This window comes from Halalkalibacter sp. AB-rgal2, assembly GCF_041821005.1.
GTDB lineage: Bacteria > Bacillota > Bacilli > Bacillales > Bacillaceae_D > Halalkalibacter.
In genome coordinates this window covers 20,690-43,207 of sequence record NZ_JBGUAV010000001.1, presented here as the reverse complement: position 1 = coordinate 43,207, position 22,518 = coordinate 20,690, and the positions used below count along the sequence as shown (strand labels likewise).

At 38.9% G+C, this 22,518-nt stretch carries 23 protein-coding genes and 1 pseudogene; 8 read left to right on the top strand and 16 right to left on the bottom strand.

Annotation, left to right across the window (positions count from 1 at the left end):
• Positions 1-26: 26 nt before the first annotated feature.
• From ACERJO_RS00230 to ACERJO_RS00215, 4 genes are all read right to left on the bottom strand, one after another.
• Positions 27-1,661, bottom strand: a complete 1,635-nt coding sequence (locus tag ACERJO_RS00230; RefSeq protein ID WP_373646212.1) for an RICIN domain-containing protein — start codon at positions 1,659-1,661, stop codon at positions 27-29.
• Positions 1,662-1,940: 279 nt separating this feature from the next.
• On the bottom strand, positions 1,941-2,351 hold the full coding sequence (locus ACERJO_RS00225) for a VOC family protein (RefSeq protein ID WP_247107375.1): 411 nt from the start codon (positions 2,349-2,351) through the stop codon (positions 1,941-1,943).
• A 223-nt stretch (positions 2,352-2,574) separates the two neighbouring features.
• On the bottom strand, positions 2,575-2,910 hold the full coding sequence (locus tag ACERJO_RS00220) for a winged helix-turn-helix transcriptional regulator (protein WP_308446106.1): 336 nt from the start codon (positions 2,908-2,910) through the stop codon (positions 2,575-2,577).
• 29 nt (positions 2,911-2,939) lie between these two features.
• Entirely contained in the window at positions 2,940-3,479 is a 540-nt protein-coding gene (locus tag ACERJO_RS00215) for an NAD(P)H-dependent oxidoreductase (protein ID WP_247107373.1), read from the bottom strand.
• A 305-nt stretch (positions 3,480-3,784) separates the two neighbouring features.
• Between ACERJO_RS00215 and ACERJO_RS00210 the strand changes: the two genes are divergently transcribed.
• Together ACERJO_RS00210 and ACERJO_RS00205 are read left to right on the top strand one after the other, a co-directional pair.
• Complete coding sequence (locus ACERJO_RS00210; protein WP_373646211.1) at positions 3,785-4,606, top strand: MerR family transcriptional regulator; 822 nt, start codon at positions 3,785-3,787, stop codon at positions 4,604-4,606.
• A gap of 127 nt (positions 4,607-4,733) precedes the next feature.
• Positions 4,734-5,498, top strand: a complete 765-nt coding sequence (locus tag ACERJO_RS00205; protein ID WP_373646210.1) for an SDR family oxidoreductase — start codon at positions 4,734-4,736, stop codon at positions 5,496-5,498.
• A gap of 352 nt (positions 5,499-5,850) precedes the next feature.
• On the opposite strand, the gene ACERJO_RS00200 is transcribed toward ACERJO_RS00205, so the two are convergent.
• On the bottom strand, positions 5,851-6,630 hold the full coding sequence (locus ACERJO_RS00200; RefSeq protein ID WP_247107370.1) for an ArsR/SmtB family transcription factor: 780 nt from the start codon (positions 6,628-6,630) through the stop codon (positions 5,851-5,853).
• A gap of 520 nt (positions 6,631-7,150) precedes the next feature.
• On the opposite strand from ACERJO_RS00200, the gene ACERJO_RS00195 reads away from it, so the two are divergent.
• On the top strand, positions 7,151-7,741 hold the full coding sequence (locus ACERJO_RS00195; protein WP_247107368.1) for an NAD(P)H-dependent oxidoreductase: 591 nt from the start codon (positions 7,151-7,153) through the stop codon (positions 7,739-7,741).
• A gap of 213 nt (positions 7,742-7,954) precedes the next feature.
• Here ACERJO_RS00195 and ACERJO_RS00190 read toward each other — a convergent pair whose 3' ends face one another.
• Together ACERJO_RS00190 and ACERJO_RS00185 are read right to left on the bottom strand one after the other, a co-directional pair.
• Positions 7,955-8,809 carry a metallophosphoesterase gene (locus ACERJO_RS00190; protein WP_373646209.1) on the bottom strand — a complete coding sequence of 285 codons (855 nt, stop codon included), beginning with the start codon at positions 8,807-8,809 and terminating at the stop codon, positions 7,955-7,957.
• Positions 8,810-8,862: 53 nt separating this feature from the next.
• Positions 8,863-9,453 carry a CGNR zinc finger domain-containing protein gene (locus tag ACERJO_RS00185; protein WP_247107366.1) on the bottom strand — a complete coding sequence of 197 codons (591 nt, stop codon included), beginning with the start codon at positions 9,451-9,453 and terminating at the stop codon, positions 8,863-8,865.
• A 182-nt stretch (positions 9,454-9,635) separates the two neighbouring features.
• Between ACERJO_RS00185 and ACERJO_RS00180 the strand changes: the two genes are divergently transcribed.
• Positions 9,636-10,544 (top strand): pyridoxamine 5'-phosphate oxidase family protein, encoded by a 909-nt coding sequence (locus tag ACERJO_RS00180; protein ID WP_373646208.1) that lies wholly within the window; start codon positions 9,636-9,638, stop codon positions 10,542-10,544.
• A gap of 14 nt (positions 10,545-10,558) precedes the next feature.
• Positions 10,559-10,864, top strand: a complete 306-nt coding sequence (locus tag ACERJO_RS00175; protein WP_373646207.1) for an iron-sulfur cluster biosynthesis family protein — start codon at positions 10,559-10,561, stop codon at positions 10,862-10,864.
• 50 nt (positions 10,865-10,914) lie between these two features.
• Here the strand turns inward: ACERJO_RS00175 and ACERJO_RS00170 are convergent.
• A pseudogene (locus tag ACERJO_RS00170) lies at positions 10,915-11,131 on the bottom strand (hypothetical protein); the annotation flags it as partial.
• A 24-nt stretch (positions 11,132-11,155) separates the two neighbouring features.
• Positions 11,156-12,064: a helix-turn-helix transcriptional regulator gene (locus tag ACERJO_RS00165; RefSeq protein ID WP_373646206.1), complete on the bottom strand. Its 909-nt coding sequence runs from the start codon at positions 12,062-12,064 to the stop codon at positions 11,156-11,158.
• 76 nt (positions 12,065-12,140) lie between these two features.
• On the opposite strand from ACERJO_RS00165, the gene ACERJO_RS00160 reads away from it, so the two are divergent.
• Entirely contained in the window at positions 12,141-12,590 is a 450-nt protein-coding gene (locus ACERJO_RS00160; RefSeq protein ID WP_373646205.1) for a VOC family protein, read from the top strand.
• A gap of 348 nt (positions 12,591-12,938) precedes the next feature.
• Here the strand turns inward: ACERJO_RS00160 and ACERJO_RS00155 are convergent, their stop codons facing one another.
• Complete coding sequence (locus ACERJO_RS00155; protein WP_373646204.1) at positions 12,939-13,292, bottom strand: DUF4260 domain-containing protein; 354 nt, start codon at positions 13,290-13,292, stop codon at positions 12,939-12,941.
• Positions 13,293-13,998: 706 nt separating this feature from the next.
• Between ACERJO_RS00155 and ACERJO_RS00150 the strand changes: the two genes are divergently transcribed.
• Both ACERJO_RS00150 and ACERJO_RS00145 read left to right on the top strand, forming a co-directional pair.
• Positions 13,999-14,745, top strand: a complete 747-nt coding sequence (locus tag ACERJO_RS00150) for a hypothetical protein (RefSeq protein WP_373646203.1) — start codon at positions 13,999-14,001, stop codon at positions 14,743-14,745.
• A complete protein-coding gene (locus tag ACERJO_RS00145; RefSeq protein WP_247107359.1) occupies positions 14,742-15,458 on the top strand; it encodes a hypothetical protein in 717 nt (238 codons plus the stop codon). The genes ACERJO_RS00150 and ACERJO_RS00145 overlap by 4 nt, the downstream gene beginning before the upstream one ends.
• Before the next feature lie 151 nt (positions 15,459-15,609).
• On the opposite strand, the gene ACERJO_RS00140 is transcribed toward ACERJO_RS00145, so the two are convergent.
• The 6 genes from ACERJO_RS00140 to ACERJO_RS00115 form a co-directional block, all read right to left on the bottom strand.
• Entirely contained in the window at positions 15,610-16,722 is a 1,113-nt protein-coding gene (locus ACERJO_RS00140; RefSeq protein ID WP_373646202.1) for an NADH:flavin oxidoreductase, read from the bottom strand.
• A 223-nt stretch (positions 16,723-16,945) separates the two neighbouring features.
• Positions 16,946-17,758: a DUF899 domain-containing protein gene (locus tag ACERJO_RS00135; protein ID WP_373646201.1), complete on the bottom strand. Its 813-nt coding sequence runs from the start codon at positions 17,756-17,758 to the stop codon at positions 16,946-16,948.
• Between the two features lie 231 nt (positions 17,759-17,989).
• A complete protein-coding gene (locus ACERJO_RS00130) occupies positions 17,990-19,090 on the bottom strand; it encodes a cysteine synthase family protein (protein WP_373646200.1) in 1,101 nt (366 codons plus the stop codon).
• Positions 19,091-19,107: 17 nt separating this feature from the next.
• Positions 19,108-20,715, bottom strand: a complete 1,608-nt coding sequence (locus ACERJO_RS00125; RefSeq protein ID WP_373646199.1) for an ABC transporter ATP-binding protein — start codon at positions 20,713-20,715, stop codon at positions 19,108-19,110.
• Positions 20,716-20,726: 11 nt separating this feature from the next.
• Positions 20,727-21,554: an ABC transporter permease gene (locus ACERJO_RS00120; RefSeq protein WP_247107354.1), complete on the bottom strand. Its 828-nt coding sequence runs from the start codon at positions 21,552-21,554 to the stop codon at positions 20,727-20,729.
• Positions 21,547-22,518, bottom strand: coding sequence for an ABC transporter permease (locus tag ACERJO_RS00115; protein ID WP_373646198.1), 972 nt, complete (start codon positions 22,516-22,518; stop codon positions 21,547-21,549). The genes ACERJO_RS00120 and ACERJO_RS00115 overlap by 8 nt, the downstream gene beginning before the upstream one ends.

Genomic DNA, 22,518 nt, shown 5'->3' with positions numbered 1-22,518 from the left:
GGTCAGATCGACCTGCTTCTTTATGTTTAATCCACTTTTATGATATTCCATTGTTGATTAAAATCGTTATTCAAATCCCATTGAACAATATTACCACCATTGAGTAAAGATCGATTGTACGCATCTAACGCTTTTCCGCTATAGCGGTTGGCTAGCGTATAATAGCCATCGCTCGTTCGTTCAATTGTCCATTGTTGATTATGCCCACCTAAGTGAGTCCATTGCACAACATTCCCCCCATTTGATGACGACCAGTCAAAGACCTCCAATGCCTGATTGCTATTACGATTGATAATCTCATAATAACCCTCACTATTTTGAATGATTGTCCACCGTTGGCAAGGGTGAAAATTACGCTCCCATTGTTGAACATTATCACCAGGTTCCGTCCCGGCACTTTCAACCTCTAATAGCTTGCCACTATTTCGATTAACAAGCTCATAACTCGCCTGGGCATCAAATTGAATAGGGTTTGTTACTCTCACATTATTCGTATTTGTATTACCGCTTCCCCCTTCGATACTAACAGCCGTCCCAGACGTATCTACTTGATTACCACTAATCGTATTTTGATTCGATGAACCTGTTAATCGAATACCAGGATTACTAAAGCTTGAAAATGTCTCGATTTTATTATCTGAAATTTGGTTTTGGCTACCTGGAGCTAAACGAATAATCGATTCAATGTTTAAGCTTGGGTCTAATTGCTGAATCACATTATCACTTAGAATATTGTGATCCGATTGAATTAATACCCCGTGTATACGTGAATTTATAACGGTATTGCTCGCAATTGTATTATGATGAGCACCACTTAAAACAAAAATGCCTCTTGGATAATTTTCTATCACATTATGTTCTACTGTATTATAGGCACCATTATTTGGAATTCTTATACCTCCATAACTATCGCCTTGCTGTACATCATTGATCACTTGATTATAAGTAACCGTTGTATACGTAGCTCGTGATAAATTAATGCCACTACCACCAATGGAATTCGTAATCTTATTGCGTGTAATGAGATTACTATGAACATCGCCCACAGCGTGGCTTTCACTTCCAAAGGCTATCCCATGCCCACTTGATTGATCAATAATACTGTCACTAATTGTAGAATTTTTCAATCGTCTTAAGAGTAAGCCAATGGTCACGTCTCGAACTTCAACGTTCTCAATCGTTAAATGACTGACATCCGCATCAATATTCATCCCGCCAATTTGCCCTAGTCCTTGATTCGCTCGATTTCCGCGATCGCCATCGATCGTCAAATGAGATACGGTGACATTAAGGTGATTACCACTTCTCATGATCGGATTACCGACAACATAATTATTCCTAGTACCAGTCTTCTTTAAAACGGTTTCCCCAATACCATCACCAATCAAATTCACTCCTTGATGGAATCTAACCGCTTCATCTACAGCATACGTTCCAGCAGGAATATAAACCGTTCCTTCCACCCCTCTGTCATAAAAATAACTCATGGCCGCATGCAGTGCCTCGGTTTGCGATGTCTCAACTCCAGGCGTCATACCAAAATCCCTTGCATTCACCACCTCTTCTGCATAGCTGTCATCATGAGCTAAGATCATAAAGAAAAATACTAATAATGTAGAAAAGAACAACCTTCTAACTAGACGATCCTGTTTTGAAATCATTCCTATACCTCCTTTTGATAACGCTTACAAAATGACTCTTCAATTTCGCTAGTAGAAATTCCTGCATTAATTTAATTTTTTATGAAAGTTTTTAACCTATACTTTTTCAAAAACTAATGATACAACTTATATGGCGCCGATTTTTTACGAGCAACACGATTTCGAAACTTCACGGCACACTGAAGAAATGGCATCCTTTTCACTTATTAAATAACGAAAGGATGACATTCCTTTAATTATTTGAGTAGCCAGCAACGATCGCACGGTAAGGCTAAACCGTTAGCTATTTGCAAGGTTTAATTGCCACGACACACCATACTTATCATCAATCCACCCAAATTTTTCACTAAAACCATAATTAGATAATGGCATGTGCACGAAACCATCCTGTGATAACTTTTCAAAGAGTCGATCAATTTCTTGTTCAGTTTTACATGCTACAAACAATGATACTCCGGGAGTAAATGTCCATTCATGCTTAACACTACTGTCTATACACATAAACTCTTGTCCATTTATTGAAAATGTAGCATGCTGCACGCTTCCCTCTTTGCCGACTTCATTCGCCCCGTATCGAACAATACTAGTGATTTCTGAATCGTCAAACAAAGAAACGTACAAATTCATTGCTTCTTCAGCACTTCCTTCAAAAGTTAAAAACGTCGTTATTTTTTGATTTGAATTTCCCATTATAAATCCACTCCCTCAATAAAGATAATTTTCCTCTTCAAATATATCATAGCCCTCTTTGTATCACTTCTTTTCGATTGCTGTTTCAGTAACTTTGATCATTCACTGCATAAATACACCCCTTCAGACAATTAACCAAAGGGGGAAAACGATCAAACGTTATTTCAATGTATCCTGTGAATATTAATGTGTGCTGGTTCTTGTCCCAATTCCTGCAGCAGGGTCAATTTTCCGTCCTCAGGAATTTCTGCTGTTCGTGTTGTGCTCCCCACTTGCACATCTCATTCAGAATTGTCTCTAGTGACTTCCCATATGAGGTCAGAGAGTACTCTACTTTCGGCGGGACCTCTTTATATACCTCACGATGAATGATCCCATCTTGTTCCAACTCTCGAAGCTGGTTGGTTAGCATCCCCTGTGTAATGCCAGCCAGTTGTTTTCTCAGCTCACCAAACCGCTTTGTTCCCTCATCTGAAAGGATAAATAAAATTAAAGGCTTCCATTTTCCACCGATGGTACCGAGTGTTACTTCAATCGGGTATTTTCGATTTTTGATCACCAGCAACTCCTTACTTTTTTCTTTCAGAATTACATAATAAGGTCTTTTTGTAAACTAGAAATATGATCAATATATTGACTTGCTTGGGCAACCAAGTAGTCGTCTGTACCTGCATCTGTGTTGTACGTAATAAACGCTGGTAAATACGTTCCTTTACAACGAAGAATGGTTGCTTGGATGGGACGTAAATATTCACTGATCGTAAACCAATCATCACCACCGGAACGGTAAGCGTTCTCGGACCCGCCTGCTGTAATAGCCACAATAAACTCTTTACCTTTTAGCTGGTTGCCTTCAGTTCCAAATGCCCATCCGTAAGTGAGGACATCGTCAAACCATTTTTTCAATAAGGGTGGGCAGCTGTACCAATAGAACGGAAACTGAAAAACAATGCGGTCATACTGCACCAATAATTCATGCTCTTGTTCAATATCAATCTCCCAGTTCGGATAATTTTGATATAGATCTCTTACGGTAATAGTCTCATGCTGCCTCAGCTGATCCATAAAGGCACGGTTTCCTCTTGATTTCTCCAAATCTGGGTGGGCAACAATAACAAGTATTTTCATCTTCATCATCCTTTTGTATGTTTTATTAATACAGCGATTATTTCATGAATAATCATGATAAAAAAGTACTTATTTTTTTCGTACATAGTACTGTTCATCGTACGAATGCGAGTCAATGGTACTCTTTCGTTAAAAAAAGTTCATTTCGAGCTATTCAAATGTGATTGGTTTCAAACTTGTCGTTGTCGAGCGGTTTGGATAATTGATATAGGATATAAAGCTGGATATGATGGTGGAAGAGGGTCTCATACAAAACTAACTCTTAATTAATAAGTAAACGAAATAAGAAAGGAGTGGACTTAGGGATGTTTAAAATCGGTGCATTTTCTAAATTAAGTGGAGTTTCTATTAAAACATTACGTTATTACGATAAACGGGGGTTGTTGACACCAGCCACGATCGATAAATTTTCCGGCTATCGATATTATTCAGCGGAACAACTGTTGACCATACAACGTATCATTGCTTTAAAGAACCAAGGTTTTACTCTAGAAGAGATTAGGTTATTATTAGCTGAAAATTTAACGCCTGTCGATGTAGAAAAATCCTTTACCTTAAAACAACTAGAGCTCCAGCATTCCATTGAGGAAGCACAGCGCCAATTAAAGGAGATCCATTCAGGGTTAGAGAGTGTTAAAGATTTGGACAATCAATTATCGCCTTTTTCGATCGTACTACGAGATGTAAAGCCTCAGTTCGTTGCATCGATTCGTGATATCATCCCTCGAACACACTTATGTCTACTATTGGACGAAATCAAACAATATGTACGTTTGCATGGTGAGGACGAAAACCGCCCTTTAAACATTCAATGGCACAACAACGACCACGAAGAGAATTCGATCGATGTAGAGGTCGCTTTACCAATTGCAAAGAATATTCCAAGTAGTAACAGAGTGAACGTCCATATCTGGCCTGAGTTAAAAAATGTTGCTTCGCTTGTCCATCGGTGTGATCCATATCACTCTTCTTGTCCAGCTTTAGCTGAAGTAGCAGCATGGATATCATCCAATGGGTATCGGCCAAGTGAAATGGATCCGATCCGAGAAATCTACCTGACAGCGGATAAAGATCTGTACGGGAAGCTTCGAATGGCTGAATTGCTCGTACCGGTTGAACATGTTTAAACAGCTAAATCTTTCATCATTCCATACAAAAGGAAATGATGAAAGATTTTTTTATGCTTATGTGTTGACTCTCCCCTATGGTGGAGTGTGTAAAGTGATAGTAATCGATCAACAAGGAGTGAAAAGTATGAATCGTTTAGTAGGAAAAGTTGCTTTAGTGACAGGTGGAAGTCGAGGAATTGGCCGTGGAATTGCGTTACGGCTAGCAGAAGAAGGAGCGTTGGTTGCGGTCCATTACGGTAGTCGTTTTGCCGCAGCGGAGGAAGTCGTTAGTACCATCGAAGCGAATGGGGGTCAAGCATTTGCTGTAGGTGCAAGTCTTAACTCGGTTGCAGGTGTAGAAGAATTGATTCAATCGTTGGATGAGCAACTCAATCAACGAACGGGTAGCAACCAATTTGATATTTTGATCAACAATGCTGGAATCGGCACTTCAGAAACCATTGAAGAAACAACAGAGGATTCCTTTGACGAAATATTTACCGTCAACGTCAAATCACCTTTTTTTCTAGTGCAAAAATCACTATCTCGTCTACGTGATGAAGGACGAATCATAAATATATCGTCTGGTGTGACACGGATTGCCTATCCACATATTATGGCTTATAACCTTACCAAAGGGGCAATCAATACATTCACACTTCATCTTGCAAAACTACTTGGACCACGAGGCATTACAGTGAATGCGGTTCTTCCTGGCATTGTCGATACAGACGCTAACGCTTCATGGCTGCATACTCCCGATGGACAAAAGTATGCGAGTGAAATGTCTGCACTAGGGAGAGTCGGGGAACCTTCAGATATTGCTGACATCGTTGCATTTCTCGCGTCTTTCGACGGACGATGGGTCACGGCACAAATGCTCGATGCTACGGGCGGATCTCATTTATGATCTCTATTTTTTCCCATTGCCATAAGTATTTTACCCTTTTATAAAGCGAATAATCCGATTCCTTCACTGCTTTTACGTGGAATTGGATTATTCGCTTTTTCAATATTGGCTCGGGGGAACCATGAAGGAAAATGGGCTTAGCGTTGAACATCCACATTTCCCTGACGTCGGACGGTATTCCCATAATGCACCTTTTAATTTTTATGCTCTTGAGTTAGTAGAACTTATATTACGGTAATCATACTACAACAAGACTTTCAGGGCTCGATATTTTATCCATAGTAAGTCAGCCATACTGTAAAAAGCTTAGTTTCTCGCTTACAACACTTCTATTAACATGCCCGAAGAGATATTAACGCCCTAGAGGCTCCCCGGTCTCCAACAGTGTTTTAAGGCCTGAGAGCACAGTTGGCCATCCGCTTTCTATGATGCGGTACGTATTTGGAGCCCCACCAAACTGATCATGAACCACAGACAACACGCACACGTCGGTTAAATTCGGATGTTCTTCAATTTCCCAAGTAATTCGGGAAGCTTTTTCCTGACTTGTCTCCTCAAAGACAAACCACTCCCATGTGACGACCAACCGATTTAACGGCACACATTCCAGCACGTAGCCCTGAGCCTGGACATCTCCTGTCTCATTCGTCAATGTATACGTTGAGCCTTCTTTCCAGTCCGAATAAATGTAGCAGTTATACCAAAACTGGCTCGTCATCTTCGGATCAGTCAGTGCGTTCCACAGTTGTTCTCGATTTGTTTTAATCAATATTTGATAAACATGCTTAGGCTTTTCTCCCACAGTAAAATCACGCTCCAGTGAATTTTTGAATGAAGCTAAACCAGACACCCACGGTTCAGCAAATTTACTGACCCATCTGTTATGAATTTGATGGATCGGTACTGGGTTTAAGTAGTGCAGCTTTTCTCTACCAACTTTTCTCGTTGTAATAACTCCTGCTTCTTCCAAAATTTTTAGGTGCTTCATGACTCCAATACGGGACATATCAAGATGCGTACATAAACTGTTTAATGTAAGGCCGTCCGTATCAAAAAGAATATCAAGCAGTAGACGCCTGTTCGGATCAGCGAGAGCTTTAAAAATCAAATTTTCAATATGTTCATATTTCATATTTCATTATCCTTTATCTCTAGCGTTTTCATGCTTCAGAAAGGCTTTTTCTCTCGGCGATAAATTGCAACCTATTCCGAGACTGATTGTGAAGCCGAGTTCTTTCAGATTACGTACCTGTCTTTTAAGGATTTCTTTATTCTCCCAGTTCATCGTCGCCTTAAGATTTGCTGCCTTTTCACCTGACACCTTCTCTAACATCTGCAATAATTTGATCGTCCAAGCCCCTTCCTGCTTCTTTTATCAAACGAGTAAAGTCGTTTCGCAATGTCTGCTAATTCCTGCTCGGAGAAAGGACTGATATTACCTTTTAAAATGTGCTGTTTAGTCAACATTCAATGTCACTCCCATTACACTAGAATGGCACTTTTTTAAAATGACTTGACATGTAACTATAAGGTTACATATAATCATTTAATGTAACCATACAGTTACATTATAGCACAGTGTACATTGAATGAACAGCCGGCCGGCTACTATATTCATTCAACTCATGGTGTGTACTACGAGGAGGAATTTGATGAAGAACTTAATTATTTATGCTCATCCAAGCAAAGATAGTTTTAATGGTGCAATCAAAAATAAGATAGAAAAAACCTTGAAAGGCAAAGGGCATGATATTAAAGTGCGAAATCTATATGACATGATGTTTAATTCTGTCTTGTCACAAGAAGATCTTCAGTTGTTTTTTCAAGGGGAATATCCTGCTGACATTCAAGAGGAGCATAACTACATTTCATGGGCTGATCACTTATATTTTGTGTATCCAACGTGGTGGTATTCCATGCCTGCTCTCTTAAAAGGGTATGTTGACCGGGTTTTTTCAACAGGCTTCGCGTTTCGTTACACTGAGAACGGTCCAGAGGGCTTACTAGGGGGAAGGAAGGCACTTGTATTTCAAACGGCCTCTGATCCGTTAGAGGCATTAGTTGCCAGAGATATGATATCAGCAATGAACATAACTATTGGTAACGGTATATTACAGTACTGCGACTTGGAAGTGTTGGAGCATAAAATTTTTCCCGCCGTACACCACGTAAGTACAGAAGCAAGGGAACAGTATTTGCAAGAGGTTGAGGAGATAGTACTCAATACATGCAAGCGGGCTTAAATTTCCCGTTGACAAATTGATTTTAAAACCAAAGATATGCCCTTTCAGTACTATTTGAAGGGGCATCATAATTAACAGGAATTAGCTTCTCCTTTAATTAGTATTGTTTAACAACCTTGATTACAAGTATCACTTATGTCTACTGAAGATTTCTTCAATTGCTTAATTGAAGGGGTTTATAGAGTATTGATCTAATAATTCAATTCTTCCCATTTAATCGTGAAATGGATAAATCTCAATTAAGCTAATTTGACTCTGATTAAGCAGTCGCAGTGGAGCGCCCGTAGTACCTAGACCAATATCAATATATAAATACCTATCATTACCTAATGGGAATGTCCCTTTGTCTAGTGTAGGAAGCAACCCATCATCAGGTGCAATTAACGCTCCTATTAATGGGAAGCGAACCTGTCCCCCATGAGTATGACCACTAAGGACCAAGTCAGCTGAAACGTTTGGGTATCTTTTTGTTACGACTGGGCTATGAGAAAGTAAAATCGTATAAAGATTTTCATCAATGCTCTCGAATGCCGTTACTAGATTTTCATGATTTGTCGAGGCATCATCAATTCCTACTAACTGAATATCAACTCCTCGAAAGGACAGTGTGACATGTTGATTGTGCAGGATGATCACGCCGCGCTTTGCCAAGTCATCCATGAAACGACTGAACAAAGCGTTCTCCCATTCATGGTTTCCTGTTACATAATAGACATGATCATGGATAGCTTTAATTTGATCGACGAGTGTTAAGGCATGACTCGTGTCTACGGTCTTTCGGTCAATCCAATCGCCCGTAATTACGATGAAATCTGCCTCAGCTTGTTCAATCGCTTCCAATAGCTTCTGATTTTGATCTGGAAATACTTTATTATGCAAGTCTGTCAGCTGTACAACATTGAGCTGAAATTCTTCAGGGAGCTTATTACTTTGTAACTGCACTTTATTTACCTTAATGGTATTCGTTTCGAAATAGACTCTTAACGATAAGGAAGCGATAAGAGTCAAGCTTAGGCCCACTCGAAACCAAGTCCTTTTGTAATACGGTTTGTTTTGTTTATCTATCATCTAATTACTTTCCTTCTTTTCTTATTTTATTAAAATAAGCCGGAAGTCCACAGCTACTTCTGTTGCTCCTGTTCTTTACGACGTAAATGACGCGTTACTTTTTTCCGATTTCCGCAAATTTTCATTGAACACCATTTACGTCTTCCACTCTTGTCGATAAATAATAGAGTACAATCCTTATTCGCACATCGATGAATATGACTTAGTTCATTAGTGACAAAAAGATTCATTGCATTTAAAGCTACCAATGCTATAAGGGCATCAGTCGACTTCCCACTCGGCACAGCTAGCAATGCTCCATTGACTAAACGATAAGTAAAAGGGGCTTTATCGATTAAAAGCTCAAGATGATTCATCCACTCACGAGGAAGCGATGTATCATCAGCCAATTGTTCATAACCTTGTCGAAGATGTACACGGAGTTTCTTTAAAAGAGGTAATGCTTCATCAGCCCATTCATACACTTCTCCCGAGAACTGTCTATCATGTAGTGCTTGTTGCTTTTGTAAAGCAACCACCCACGCAATAAGATCCTCTCCAGAAGCAAGCAAATCATGTTTCTTTCCGTATCGAATCATTTCCGTATTAACTAAATCTAGAGAAATTTCCCCTGTTATAAGCGGGAATTGGTTGTCATGACTCACGTTTGTCCCCCTTGCAAGTTAATAAAATTCACATTAACCCATTATATCATTATTGACAGGTTAATACTAAGTGTTATATATTGTTAACCACTAAACATATAATTTAACGGTTAAATATACAAGTGCTGACGTGATATATGGAAACAAATTTCATTAACGGTAGGAATGGAGTGTTACACAATATGGAAATATTTCATTCAGGAGAACGTAAAGTTCAATCTAAGATTGGCGTCATCAATAAAGCGAATTTAGTCGGACAAATGATTCAGCCATTTATTGACGAGTCTTATCAATTTTTTATCGAATCACAGTCCGTCATTATCATTGGCTCTACTGATGCAAAGGGAGGATTATGGAGTTCACTCATTTGTGGTGACCGTGGGTTCATTCGAGTGATTAATAATAGAACGATAAAGATTCATATGATGGAAAAAAGCAATGATGTATTGTTAACAAACCTAAAGTCTAATCTAAATGTTGGAATGATTGTCATTGAATTTTCAACAAGGATTCGTATTAGAATCAATGGTGTTGCGACTATTCTTGATGAAGAAACGATAGAAGTTAAAACAGAGCAGGTATATGGTAACTGCCCTAAATACATTCAATCAAGACATATAAAATTAAATAATATAAATGAAACAAAAAAATTGGAAACCTTACACAGTATGAATTTAAATAAATACCAAAGATCATGGATAGAGCGGTCGGATACATTTTTTATCTCAAGTTCAAATTCGTTAGGAAAAACAGATGTTTCTCACAGAGGCGGCCAAGCAGGCTTTATTCGAGTCATAGATGAAACGACACTAATCTATCCTGATTACGTTGGTAATATGATGTTTAACACACTAGGTAATATGATTGAGAATGCCAAAACCGGGTTATTATTTACAAATTTTCAGGAAGGGCATACGTTACAACTAACTGGAAGCTCAAAAATCATCTGGAATCTAACGGAGGATGAAAAACTAAAATATCCTGGAGCAAAAAGGTTAATAGAGTACGTCATAACAGGTGTAATAGAGAAAAAGCATGCTCTAAAGTATCAGTGGGATTTTTTAGAGTACTCTCCATATAATCCAAAATGAAAGAGGATGAAAAAATGAACATTCACTTTACAGAAGAAGCCATTCATAACTTATTAGAAAAATCGTACTCGAATTATATATGTATCATCTATGAAGTTGGCGGATGTGGCAGCCCACTTGATGGTACTATTCACTTACAGTTGACTAAGACTATACCCTCTAGCTATGTAAACATATCAACGAATTGGATTCCTATTTATACAGAACGATCCACTTTAATGTTCCTAGAAGATAAACTAACCATTGATTTTCAACCAAGTGGATATTTAGTTAAAAGTAATAATCAAATATATGGTTATTCATTAAGTAATCGAAAATGAACATGATAGCTGAAAAAGTGTGATTGTCAATTTTAACTCATACAAGGCTTTCAAGACATGAACAGGAAGACCATCTCCAAAATTCGAATTCGTTTGAGGTTGACCACAAATATCGTAGTTGCTCCTTGAATTTCCATTCCAAATAGACCCGAGGAATTGGATTTCCAAGTGTTCACTGGATTTAATCGATACCGAGTAGGTTTTGGATTTGGCTCCTTCTTTGTAACACCCTTCTTTAAAAGGACAGACTTTGCACTTTTCCACATCTTCCTAGGACCACCTATGAACACTTTATTTGTAAAGTTTCACTGCTCCCTCCAAAAAGTTTACATATTTCGCAACAAAACCTTTTGGCTTTATAATCTTAACTTTATTACCAAATCCGGCTAGAAATTGATAGGCATATTGATTCTCAGGCAATTCAATTGTGGCAAGGTAACTTCTAGCAGTTTCTTTTATAACGGCATTTTTCCCGTATCTTTCGATAAATTGATCCCTTACAGCAACATCTATCGATAGATGTACATTAACCAACTTTTTTTGTTCATTGTATTGTTTTTCATGTTGAAATTCCTGATTAGTCCTTGGAACAAAAAAACCGTCTTTTTGGATATTTAATATCCTCGTCAACTTAAATGTTCGATAGTCTTTCCGTTCTAAACTATAACCAAAAAGATACCAATGCATCTCCCTAAAATGTACCTTATAGGGTTCTACGAGTCTATACGTTTTGTTTCCTATTTGATCCACATATTCAAATTTTAATAACCAATTGTTCTCAATTGCTTGCCTGATAAATAAAATTTCTTCGCTGATTTGGCTTCTTCCCGGCCAATCATAGAAAGTTAAATCAAGTATTGGAGAAATATCTGCGCTGGTCATTCCCTTGATTTTTTGAATAGTCGTTTGAATCTCTTGATTGGTAATCAATCCCTCAAAGCCACCTAAAGCTATAAGTATATTTTCAATATCGTTGTGATTTAGTAATCGTTTATCGAATTTATACTCTTCCATTAGCGCATATCCCCCTTCAGCACCATATTCCGCATAAATAGGGATGTTTGCATAACTTAATGTTTCTATATCACGTTGAATCGTTCGCTTCGTCACATGAAAAAGTCGGCTGAATTCTGTTGCCGAAACTACTTCTTTTTGTAACAAAATCATCACTATCGAGATAAGTCGCTCAATTTTTTTCATATTTCCCTCCAATATACGACATACGTATGTCGCCTATGCCCTATTATACTTCAAATATGAAAAGGAGGAATAAAATATGAAAGTAATAACTTATCTACAATTTGATGGAAGAGCAGAAGAAGCGTTGGCCTTTTATGAAAAGGCATTATCAGCAACTAGTGTGAAAATGGTGAGATTTGGTGATTTTGGCCAAGATCCAAATGCCCCATTAACAGAAGAGGAACAAAACATGATTATGGAATCTCGTATTGAGTTTTCAGGGAATATTTTAATGATCTCTGATGTTCCGTCTTTTATGCAAGCTACGACAGGTGAAATTACAAATGGGAATACCGTCCTAATCAGTATTATTGATGCTGATCCCGAAATGAATAAACAATGTTTTGAAGGGCTTTCAGAAGGTGGTACTGTGATCATGCCGATATCTTCTACGCCATGGTCAGCAAGTTTTGGAATGTTAGTCGATAAATTTGGAATAATGTGGAAGTTTAATAGTGAAGCAAGTAAATTTCTAGATATGGCGTAGAATAATCTTATATTACATTTTGACGTAACACCCGGACTAAAACAGAATAGACATATCAAACTCTGAGATTCCTATATCATTGGGGAATTTCAGAGCTTGTTTTATAAGTACGATTGAACCTTGTTCTTTTTAGACTTGAAACGTGATGCTTTGTTCTGTTTTTGGAAAAATCGATTGCTACGAAAAATCCACTTATATCAATCTTTTCAAAACAGGCAACGGTTTCACTCATTCCTCAAAGGGCACCAAAAAGTAAAAATCGAAATTTCCCAGTCCTCTTTCAAAAGACTGGCGGGAGACTCCCTTTATGATACTTAGATAACAAGGGAGTCTATTTAACCTACAAGCTCAGAGACGATCCAAATGAGTATCTTGAAACTTTGTCGGATACTTCAATCCATAACCAAACATTCTATCCATTCCAATATGAGCAACCCAAATCAAACTTATCATTAATAAAATATGACTATCCATCAGCACACTACAGATTATGATTAACATGGGTATACTATAGGTATGGAATAGGTTGTACCACACCGATCCAACCTTGTTATTTTTCAAATAACCAATCATTGATAAATCAGGTGCTAATAAGAAGATGACAAACACAATCCAACTAAATTGTAGAATGATAAAGTAAAAATAAACACTCAACACTAGAGCCATAATCCCCTCAATTCGTAAAATCATCGCACTTTTCATTTGATATCCTCCCTTTTATTGAACATCGGTCAATTAAATTTACTACAGCCCCTTCACCAAAAACCTGACATGTGAATCTGCTATTCCTTTCACATCATCATATGTTTGTTCAGGTTGTCCACAGTAATGTACAACAAAACCGTGTAAAGACAAGAACAATGACCAAATAATCATCGGGGTCACTTTACTTCGACACAGTGCCATATGTCAAGTTTGGTTCTTATCGAAGTTCGCTTTATCAGTCATCATCTTGTAACAGGAACATAATTTAATAATGGTTTGGGTGTTTGATACCAAATTCAATATAGCTTAACAAAATCCTCTTCAGTTTAATTTCAATTTCCATATTCACTTTTATAAATGTATCCAACGTTTTATTAAAGATTCCAAAATCTCCCTCAACTAAACTGTAAAACAATTCCGCTTATTCAACCGCTCCAATTTAATTGACCTTTGTTCAATTAAAAGTATAAGTCTACCACTCTCGATTATCAACACTTACTGACGAACCCCCTTAAGATCAATAAGTAATTAATTTTGTACTGTCATCTCCGTCTCCAGAAAAGTGTGACCGTAATAGAGCCTTTACACAATTTTGAAAACCTATTCATTTTCGGTTAAATTTTAAATATGTAAATAAACATAACTGATATAATGATGTAGAATGTTAGTAAGATTTCATATAACAATTGAGGTGTCATAATTAGTGATTAATTGGAACTTTGAGATGAATATGATTGGGATAGCAAGTACCCTTCTTGCGTGGGTGTTCATTGCCATTCTAATAAGAAGTACCTACAATGCACAGAATACTGAGGAACGACCAAAGCTGTGGAAAATAATAGTAGCTGTATTAATTGGGCTTTTTTCTTTTTCTATTAATCTCACTTTATTCTCCGAGGTATATTCTATAGCGATTCTTCCTCTTGGGGTATGGATTTTATATGGTGTGCTACAAGGAAAAAAGCGCTGGGAAGCTTATCGAAAATATGCGTGGATCGGCTTTTTGGGGAATTATATCTTTTTGGGAACGGCTATACTCGCTATCTTATTAACAGGTTTGCTTTATCCAAAAGATGACGTGAAAACATATTTTGCTGATATGTCGGAAGCTGAATTGTTAGCTATACATTCATCAGGTAAAGAAGTGGACATGAACGTTACACAGCTTGAAGACTCCTTAGTTTCCTTTGCGCGTGAACATTTGGACGCCGTACAGTGGTATGAAGAGATTAGAAAGCAAAAGTGGCCATCCGAAGAATACATCAATCCAGAGAACGTACAAGAAAAGTTTCCGTATCTGCTAACAGGTGTGAGGGCAAAAGCAGGAAAAGAAGTTCGAATTTATGTGGAATCGGATGGAAAAGGTTTACTTATTACCACAAAAGATCACCAATACTACTTTCGCTCTGACACGGCTTCCTTCCTAGAAGAAAGGGGGAATGAAGAATGAGTAAAAAGACGATCGTCCTTCTATTTATCACCTTTGGACTTATCACGGTAAGCACTTATGCTTTTTATCGATTCATGATCCCAAACGACTTTTATACAGAAGAAGAGCTCCTAGAAGAGATAACGCATGGAACACTAGACGAAGAAATTCTAGACATTGTCCAGCTAGATGAAAAAACCTACTTTGTCCCATTTTTATCAACGGAGAATTCGTATAGTTCAAGTATTTGGGTATGGAGATTCGGAAAATGGCAAAGTGTAGGGACGAGTACTGCCTCTGATCCTCAAATCGTGACCAATAACGGAAACTCCTATATTTATTGGAATGTCCACCCTCGTGATGAGATTCATGAATGGGACTTCTATTTGACATCTGAGCGAAGCTACACGGTAGCCAATGCCAATAGTGAGAACCCATTAGAGGTATATATGCCAAGAATACAAGTGAAACATACGATAGAGGTAGAGAATGAAAGCTTCGGATTTGTTGAACTACCAGAAAAGTGGGAGGGAATCATCCGTTCATTCGATCTAAACCCGTCTGATTCAGAGTTCTTGCCTACTAGCCATTACTATCAATTCGAATGGCAGGCTTACAATGGTATCCGAGAAGCGATAAACCTTGATTATACGTTTCGTAACGGTGGAGGCGGCTCTTATAGCGGAGAATATATTACACATATGCAGCAGTTGAACCATGATAAATTAGAATAGGAAACGATCATTCGTAAACTAAATACAATGATTCTCTGAATAGAAACACGGAACGCCCCTTTAGATAATCCTATCTAAAGGGGGAAACGGTGTGCAATGCTTTGTTTTCCATAGCGACCTCTGAAATCCCGAATCTTGCTGTACCCTCGAATTAATATAATGTTCCGAGTGCCTCTTTATTAAAAGGAATTAGCTTCTCCTTTTGATTTTCACGTATTTTTACTACCCATGCAGGATCAATTAAAAGCGATCGACCTATAGCTATTAGATCAAACTCTTCATTTTCAAACCTTTCAATCAATCTGTCTAAATTGGAAGTATTAGCATTTTCCATACCATTATTGCTGACGAATGCTCCATCAAGACCGACTGATCCGACAGTGATGGTAGGTTTACCTGTTATTCTCTTCGTCCAGCCAGCTAAATTGAGGGCAGACCCTTCAAATTCTGGTTCCCAAAAATGACGTGTTGAGCAATGAAAGACATCTACGCCTGCTTCTGCCAAAGGAATCAAAAAGCTTTCAAGCTGATCAGAAGTTTCCGCAAGTTTTGCTTTATAATTATTCATCTTCCATTGTGAAAAACGAAACACAATCGAAAAATCCACTCCTACCGCCTGTCGACATGCCTCAACGATTTCAACGGCAAAGCGAGTACGTCCAACGATATCTCCACCATAACGATCGGTTCTTTTATTCGTTTTCTTCCAAAAAAATTGATCAATCAAATAGCCATGAGCTCCATGAATTTCAATGCCATCAAAGCCGATACGCTTCGCATCTGCTGCTGCATTAGCATAAGCCTCAATTACATCATCAATTTCCTCTGTTGTCATAGGATCAGTGACCTTTTCACCATCCAAACTAAGACCTGATGGACCAATGGGTAATGCTTCAGAATTAGGCAAGTCTCCGATTTTTCGTGCCATTCCAACATGCCAAAGTTGTGCGATGATTTTCCCTCCGGCTTCATGAACCTCTTTAACGACTTGTGACCAGCCGTTTAATGCTGCTTTTCCATGGATGGTCGGTATACTTGCTCCAGATACCGCAGAAGGGTGATTAATCGCTGTCCCTTCCGTTATAATTAAACCTACTTGGTTTTCAGCACGACGCCGATAATAGGCAGCAACTTCGGAATTAGGTACTCCTTCAGGAGAAAACCCCCTTGTCATTGGTGCCATAACAGTACGATTACGAAGAGATAAGTTACGAATCTGTATTGGTTGAAACAACTGTTCCATGGAATGTTCATTGTTTTGCATTAAATGTTCCTCCTTTGCATGACCCGAGCAGTGGGCGGTGTTACAATCCGTTAGCCTATTCAACGGCTTGTAACCTCGCTTAATCCAAGATAGTTTATTTTGTGTTGGATTTTGATTCCATCAAATAATTTCTTACTATGTCCTATTTTTTGCACGTATTAGAGCCCCTAATGATCGGAACATCTATTTGCTAGTATTAAATGGAATTGTTTAACAACCTTGATTACAAGCTATCCTTTCCTGAATCGCAACAGAAATTCGAGCCTATAGAGTGTTCATATTCATCATGACGACGAAGCCATGTCTTGCCATTGCCGTCACTTCGTCCAGGTGGCTGTTCCCAGTCCTCCTGTCTTCCAAGAGCTGTTAAATCTAGGTAGTTGAAGGTGCCAATTATTAGGTCCGTTCCACGGGCGTATGTCGTATATGTGTGATAAACCTTTTGGCCATCACGAAGAAAAGCACTCACACCAGGCACTTCCATTGACTGTCCAGAATCAATGGGAACACCCTTCTGAATAAGCTCGTCCTTGGTCAAATAGTTATATTCGATCGGAGCAACGGATTCGTCCAGCGTAACATGAAAGTCATAGTTAAAGTCACTTTCGAAGGACGAGTACCAAGGAATGTTCCAACCCATCCGTTCCTTGTAACGTTGAAGCTTTGGAAATGGAGCACGTGATATGAGTGCCAGTGACGTGTTTCGTGCATGCAGGTGGGCAAGATGGCCGATGTTATCCGCAGCTAATGAGCAAGCCGGACAACCTGCTTCCCAATCAGGATCAAACATGAAGTGATGCACGATAAGTTGAGGACGTCCTTCAAACAAATCAAGTAGACCGACCTTACCGTTCGGACCTTCTAAGACATAGTCCTTAGTAAGCTCAACCATTGACATTCTACGGCGCTCGGCATTCAACGCATCTCGTGCTCTAGTAAATTCCTTCTCTTTGTCCAGTAATTCCTTACGAGCCACAAGCCATTCGTCTCGTGATACGACATTTGGTAATTGAAGATGATTTTGCGTTTTTTTCATATCATCTTCTCCCTTCTTATATTTTCTTTAGCGTATCACACATAAGAGCTATGGACTTCTTCTCAATTGCTAAAAGCATTCCCTTTAATTCTTATTCAATTAGCTTGTTCGTTTGTTGGATTTCCTCCATCACTGCCGAGGCTATAAAGACAGATTTATATTCCAAGCATACAACGCACAGAGAAGTCAATACCTGTGCGTTGTTATTCGTATTCGATTATAACAATGACTTTATTGACCAAGCTCTTCATTCATCTGCAACGTGGTCGTTGGAACGTTTAAATATTTCATTAAATCTAAACCCATATTGTCATTATCAGGCACTGAAACCTTAAGCGGTTGCAGCTGCTTTGCCATTAAACGAATCGTTCCAATATCAACCTGTAAGGAAAACCCTTGCTCTTTCATCCATTCATCATTAAATAACGTTTGAATATATCGATCTCCACCATCCGAAATCATACAAACAACCCTGCCCTCCGCTGAAAGATTTTGAGCAACTTTCAGTGCAACAAGTGCACATGCCCCACTTGAAGGCCCCATTAGGATACCCTCATAACGTGCAAAGGCTCGAGCGGTGAGGAAAGCCTGTTCATCGGGGATTTTATAGGCACAATCTATATGTTGCAAATTTAGATTATGAGGTGTCCAGCCAAGGCCTACACCAGGAATCCGATATGAATGAGGCTCCCCTCCAAAAATAATGGACCCCATAGCATCGACTCCGATAATTTGTACTTCAGGTAAAAATGATTTGAGATACTTTGAGATTCCACCTAACTGGCCTCCCGTACTAACGGCTGTAATAAAAGTCGTCAACTTCCCTCCACACTGTTCAATCATTTCACGTGCCGTGTTTTGATAATGAGCCTCACGATTTAAAAGATTGAAACATTGATCTGGACGATAAGAATCTTTAATCTCCTTGGCGAGTTTGTTCGCAAGGAGAATTCTCGTTTTATGATAACTACCACAATCATCTTTTTCGTTAACAACAATGACTTCTGCTCCAAAACTTTTCAAAAGGGCTAAGTTCGAACTTGTTGTTTTAGGGTCGACTATGGCGATTACACGATAACCTTTCGCTGCACCAATCATGGCTAGAGAAATTCCAAAGTTTCCACTAGATGATTCAATGACGGTCCCACCTGGCTTTAATAAACCCCTTTTTTCCGCTTCTTCAATCATAAAAATAGCAGATCGATCTTTAATACTTCCTCCAGGATTAAACCGCTCATATTTAAACAGCACTTGTCCCTCATCCGGTTGATTAAGATTAGCGATTGTAATAATTGGCGTGTTACCGATTGTATCCAAAATAGTAGGAAACATTTCACTTTCCTCCCCTATCATTTTAAACTTTCTTCCAAATCGTATGCACTGCTTAGCAATCGTTGCGTAGACGATTGCTCACTTTCAACTGCTAAACTATTTGCCGGACTTACTTTGGAAAATTGGCCATCTTGCAACACAGCAATAGTATGACAAAAATACCGTAGTACTTGAATGTCGTGTGAGATCATTAAAATGGAGAATCCAAACTGGCTATGCAAACGCTGTAATAGGGATAATATTTGAGATTGAACGGTCATATCCAATGCGGATACAGCCTCATCACATATGAGAATGTCTGGCTTGAGTATGAGAGCTCGTGCTATTGCGACTCGTTGGCACTGACCAGTACTGAGCTGTGGGGGTCTTCTATTTTGTGTTTCATCACTAATACCTACTTGGTTAAGGTAAAATGTTGCAAGATCCTCTCGTTCTTTTCTTTTCCCAATATGAAAGTACCGAAGAGGTTCCTGTACTAACTGTAAAGCTGTTCGACGTGGATTAAGGCTTGCTCTAGCATCTTGAAAAACAAGTTGAATATGTTTACACACTTCACGTTTTGCCTTCCCTTTCAGTCGACAAATGTCTGCTCCATTGTATAAAATTTGACCCTGATTCGTTTTTTCTAAACCTGTAATACATTTAGCTAACGTTGATTTCCCACAACCACTTTGACCTAAAATACCTAAAATTTCATGGCGATGTAAGATAAGGTTTACATTGCTTAAAACAGGTGTCTTTTGATCAAACGACTTGTCTACTTCTTTGATTTCCAAAATAGGATCTCTCTTTTTCAAACGTTCGAATTTCCCATGATGATTAGCTATTAAAGAACGAGCTGAGAGTAATTGGCGCGTATAAAGTGATTGAGGATGATTCAACACCATCTTACTATCACCTTTTTCTACAATCACCCCTTTATTTAGAACGATGACTTGATGGCTGATGGCATTCGCCACCGCAATATCGTGTGTAATGAATAAAACGGATAATCCCCACTCTTCTTGCATTTTTTTAAGTAAATGAAGGACTTCCTTTTGATTCACGGTATCGAGTGCCGATGTCGGTTCATCGGCGATCATAACCTTTGGCTTGAGACATAGAGTGAGGGCAATACAAATCCTCTGACACATTCCTCCACTAAGCTCATGAGGATACGAATTTAAAATGTCTGGTACATGAGTGAAATTAAGCTTGTTTAGTAAATTTGTACTGACAGTGATCACTTCATCAGGTGACGCCAATTGATGATAGAGGAGCAATTCTCGAAAGTGTTCTCTAATAGTTAACACAGGGTTAAGGGCTTGCTGTGCATCTTGAAAGATCATCCCGATTTCCTTACCTCTAATGTTGTTCCATCCCATGTCTGAACGACGAAGATCTATATTTAACGAAGAACCGATTTGCAACGTACCGTTATCGATATAAGCAGAAGGAGGAAGCAACCCAGTTAAAGCTTTTGCAAGCGTCGATTTACCAGAACCACTTTCGCCTAGCAACGTCACAATTTCACCCTCTTTTATGTCAAAAGTAAGGTTTTGAAGAACATAGAATGATTGACGTTTTTGCTGATATCTGACGTGTAATTGATTCACCTGTAAAATCGTTTTGGTGCTTTTTGTCACTATCTCCCCTCCTAAAATTTAGTTATTTCATAAGGATCAAGCCAATCTCTTAGTCCTTCACCAATTAAATTAAAAGCAAGAACAGTCAAGATAATAAAGAGAGCAGGGCCTAACAAAATATGTGGAGCTTGGAAAAAGTGATCTCGGCCATCTGCTAGCATACTCCCCCATTCAGGAGATGGTGGTTGAGAACCTAACCCTAAAAAAGAGAGGGCGGAAATGGAAAGAATCAGACTGCTGAGCTCAAAAGTGGCCAAAATAAGAACAGGGCTCAACGCCTTTGGTAGCAACTCTTGTACCATAATTACATGACTTTTTGCTCCTAGAACCGTTGCAGCAGCAAACGATGTATCACTTTTTGCTTTTAAAACGACACTTCTTGTTAAACGAGCAAAGGAAACCCACCAAACACAAACAACCGCCACAAGAAGATGAATAAAACTTGTACCAAAAAGAGCTGCAATAACAATGGCAAGCACCATGAAAGGAAAAGCTAATAGCACATCAATCACACGCATTAACAAAGTGTCGATCAGCGTACGATGAAACATTCCCGCCAACAAGCCCACAAATAGACCAATGACGACGGCGGAACCAAGAGCAAGTAGAGATAATAAAATCGTCGTTCTCCCACCATATAACGTTCTTGACAGAATGTCTCTCCCGAAGCGATCCGTCCCCAATGGATGTTCAAGGCTCGGTTTTACTAAACGTTCTAAAACTTGTTGTTCCAATGGATCATGGACAGTAAATAACGGTGCTCCTATGATCAGAAGTACGAGAATAGAGAGTAATACGATACCAAAAATTAGGCTTAACGGATATTTCATGTTACCCATTGCTGACAACCCCTGTCTCTCTACTTTTACGCATCCTTGGATCAAACAGGACATACAGCAAATCCACAAACAGATGCGTACCAATGACAATCGCAACCATGACAAAAGCATAGCCATGAATAACTGGATAGTCATGGAGCAACACACTATCTAGCGCATACTTCCCAACCCCCGGCCATGAGAATATACTTTCAATGACAACCGCGCCACTGACAAGTGTCGTAAATGACAGACCAATGATCGTTATCATTGGAAGCATCACATTCCTCATCGCATGAATGACTACTCGTCTTTTGGGCAAGCCTTTTGAAATGGCTGAAAGAATATAGATTTGCCCTAGTTCAGACAGCATATTCGCTCTCGTCACCCTAATGATTTGCGGAGCAGCAATCAGCCCCAAAATCAATGATGGTAACCACACCCTCCTTAAGCTCGCATCACTACTTATTTCGTACACTTGTAACGTGACAGCAAATAGAAATATCAACACTAACCCTAAGACAAAAGCAGGTGTCGATGCTAAAAACACACATATAATTCGAATGATCATATCGTATGTCTTCCCAGCTTTAATAGCTGAATATGTACCGAGCAGCATCCCCAATACAAATTGAATAAACAGAGCACAGATCGATAGCAGTAACGTGGCTGGTAACCTTTCTGCTATTTCTGAGCTTACCGATCTTCCTGTATGGATGGAAGTACCTAAGTCAAAGCGGATTAAACGTTTGACCCACTCGACATATTGCACGGCAATATGTTGATCAAGTCCGAGCTGTGAACGGAGCTCATGCACTTTGTCATCATAGGCTGTTGTATCATTCATAGCCACCTCCCCTGGGTGACCCAAAAACAGTTTTACAGGGTCACCCGGTGCTAGATGGGTTAACGCAAATATAATCAATGTCGCACAAAATAAAGTAATGACTACTTGCACACATTTACGTACGATTTGCTTATACAT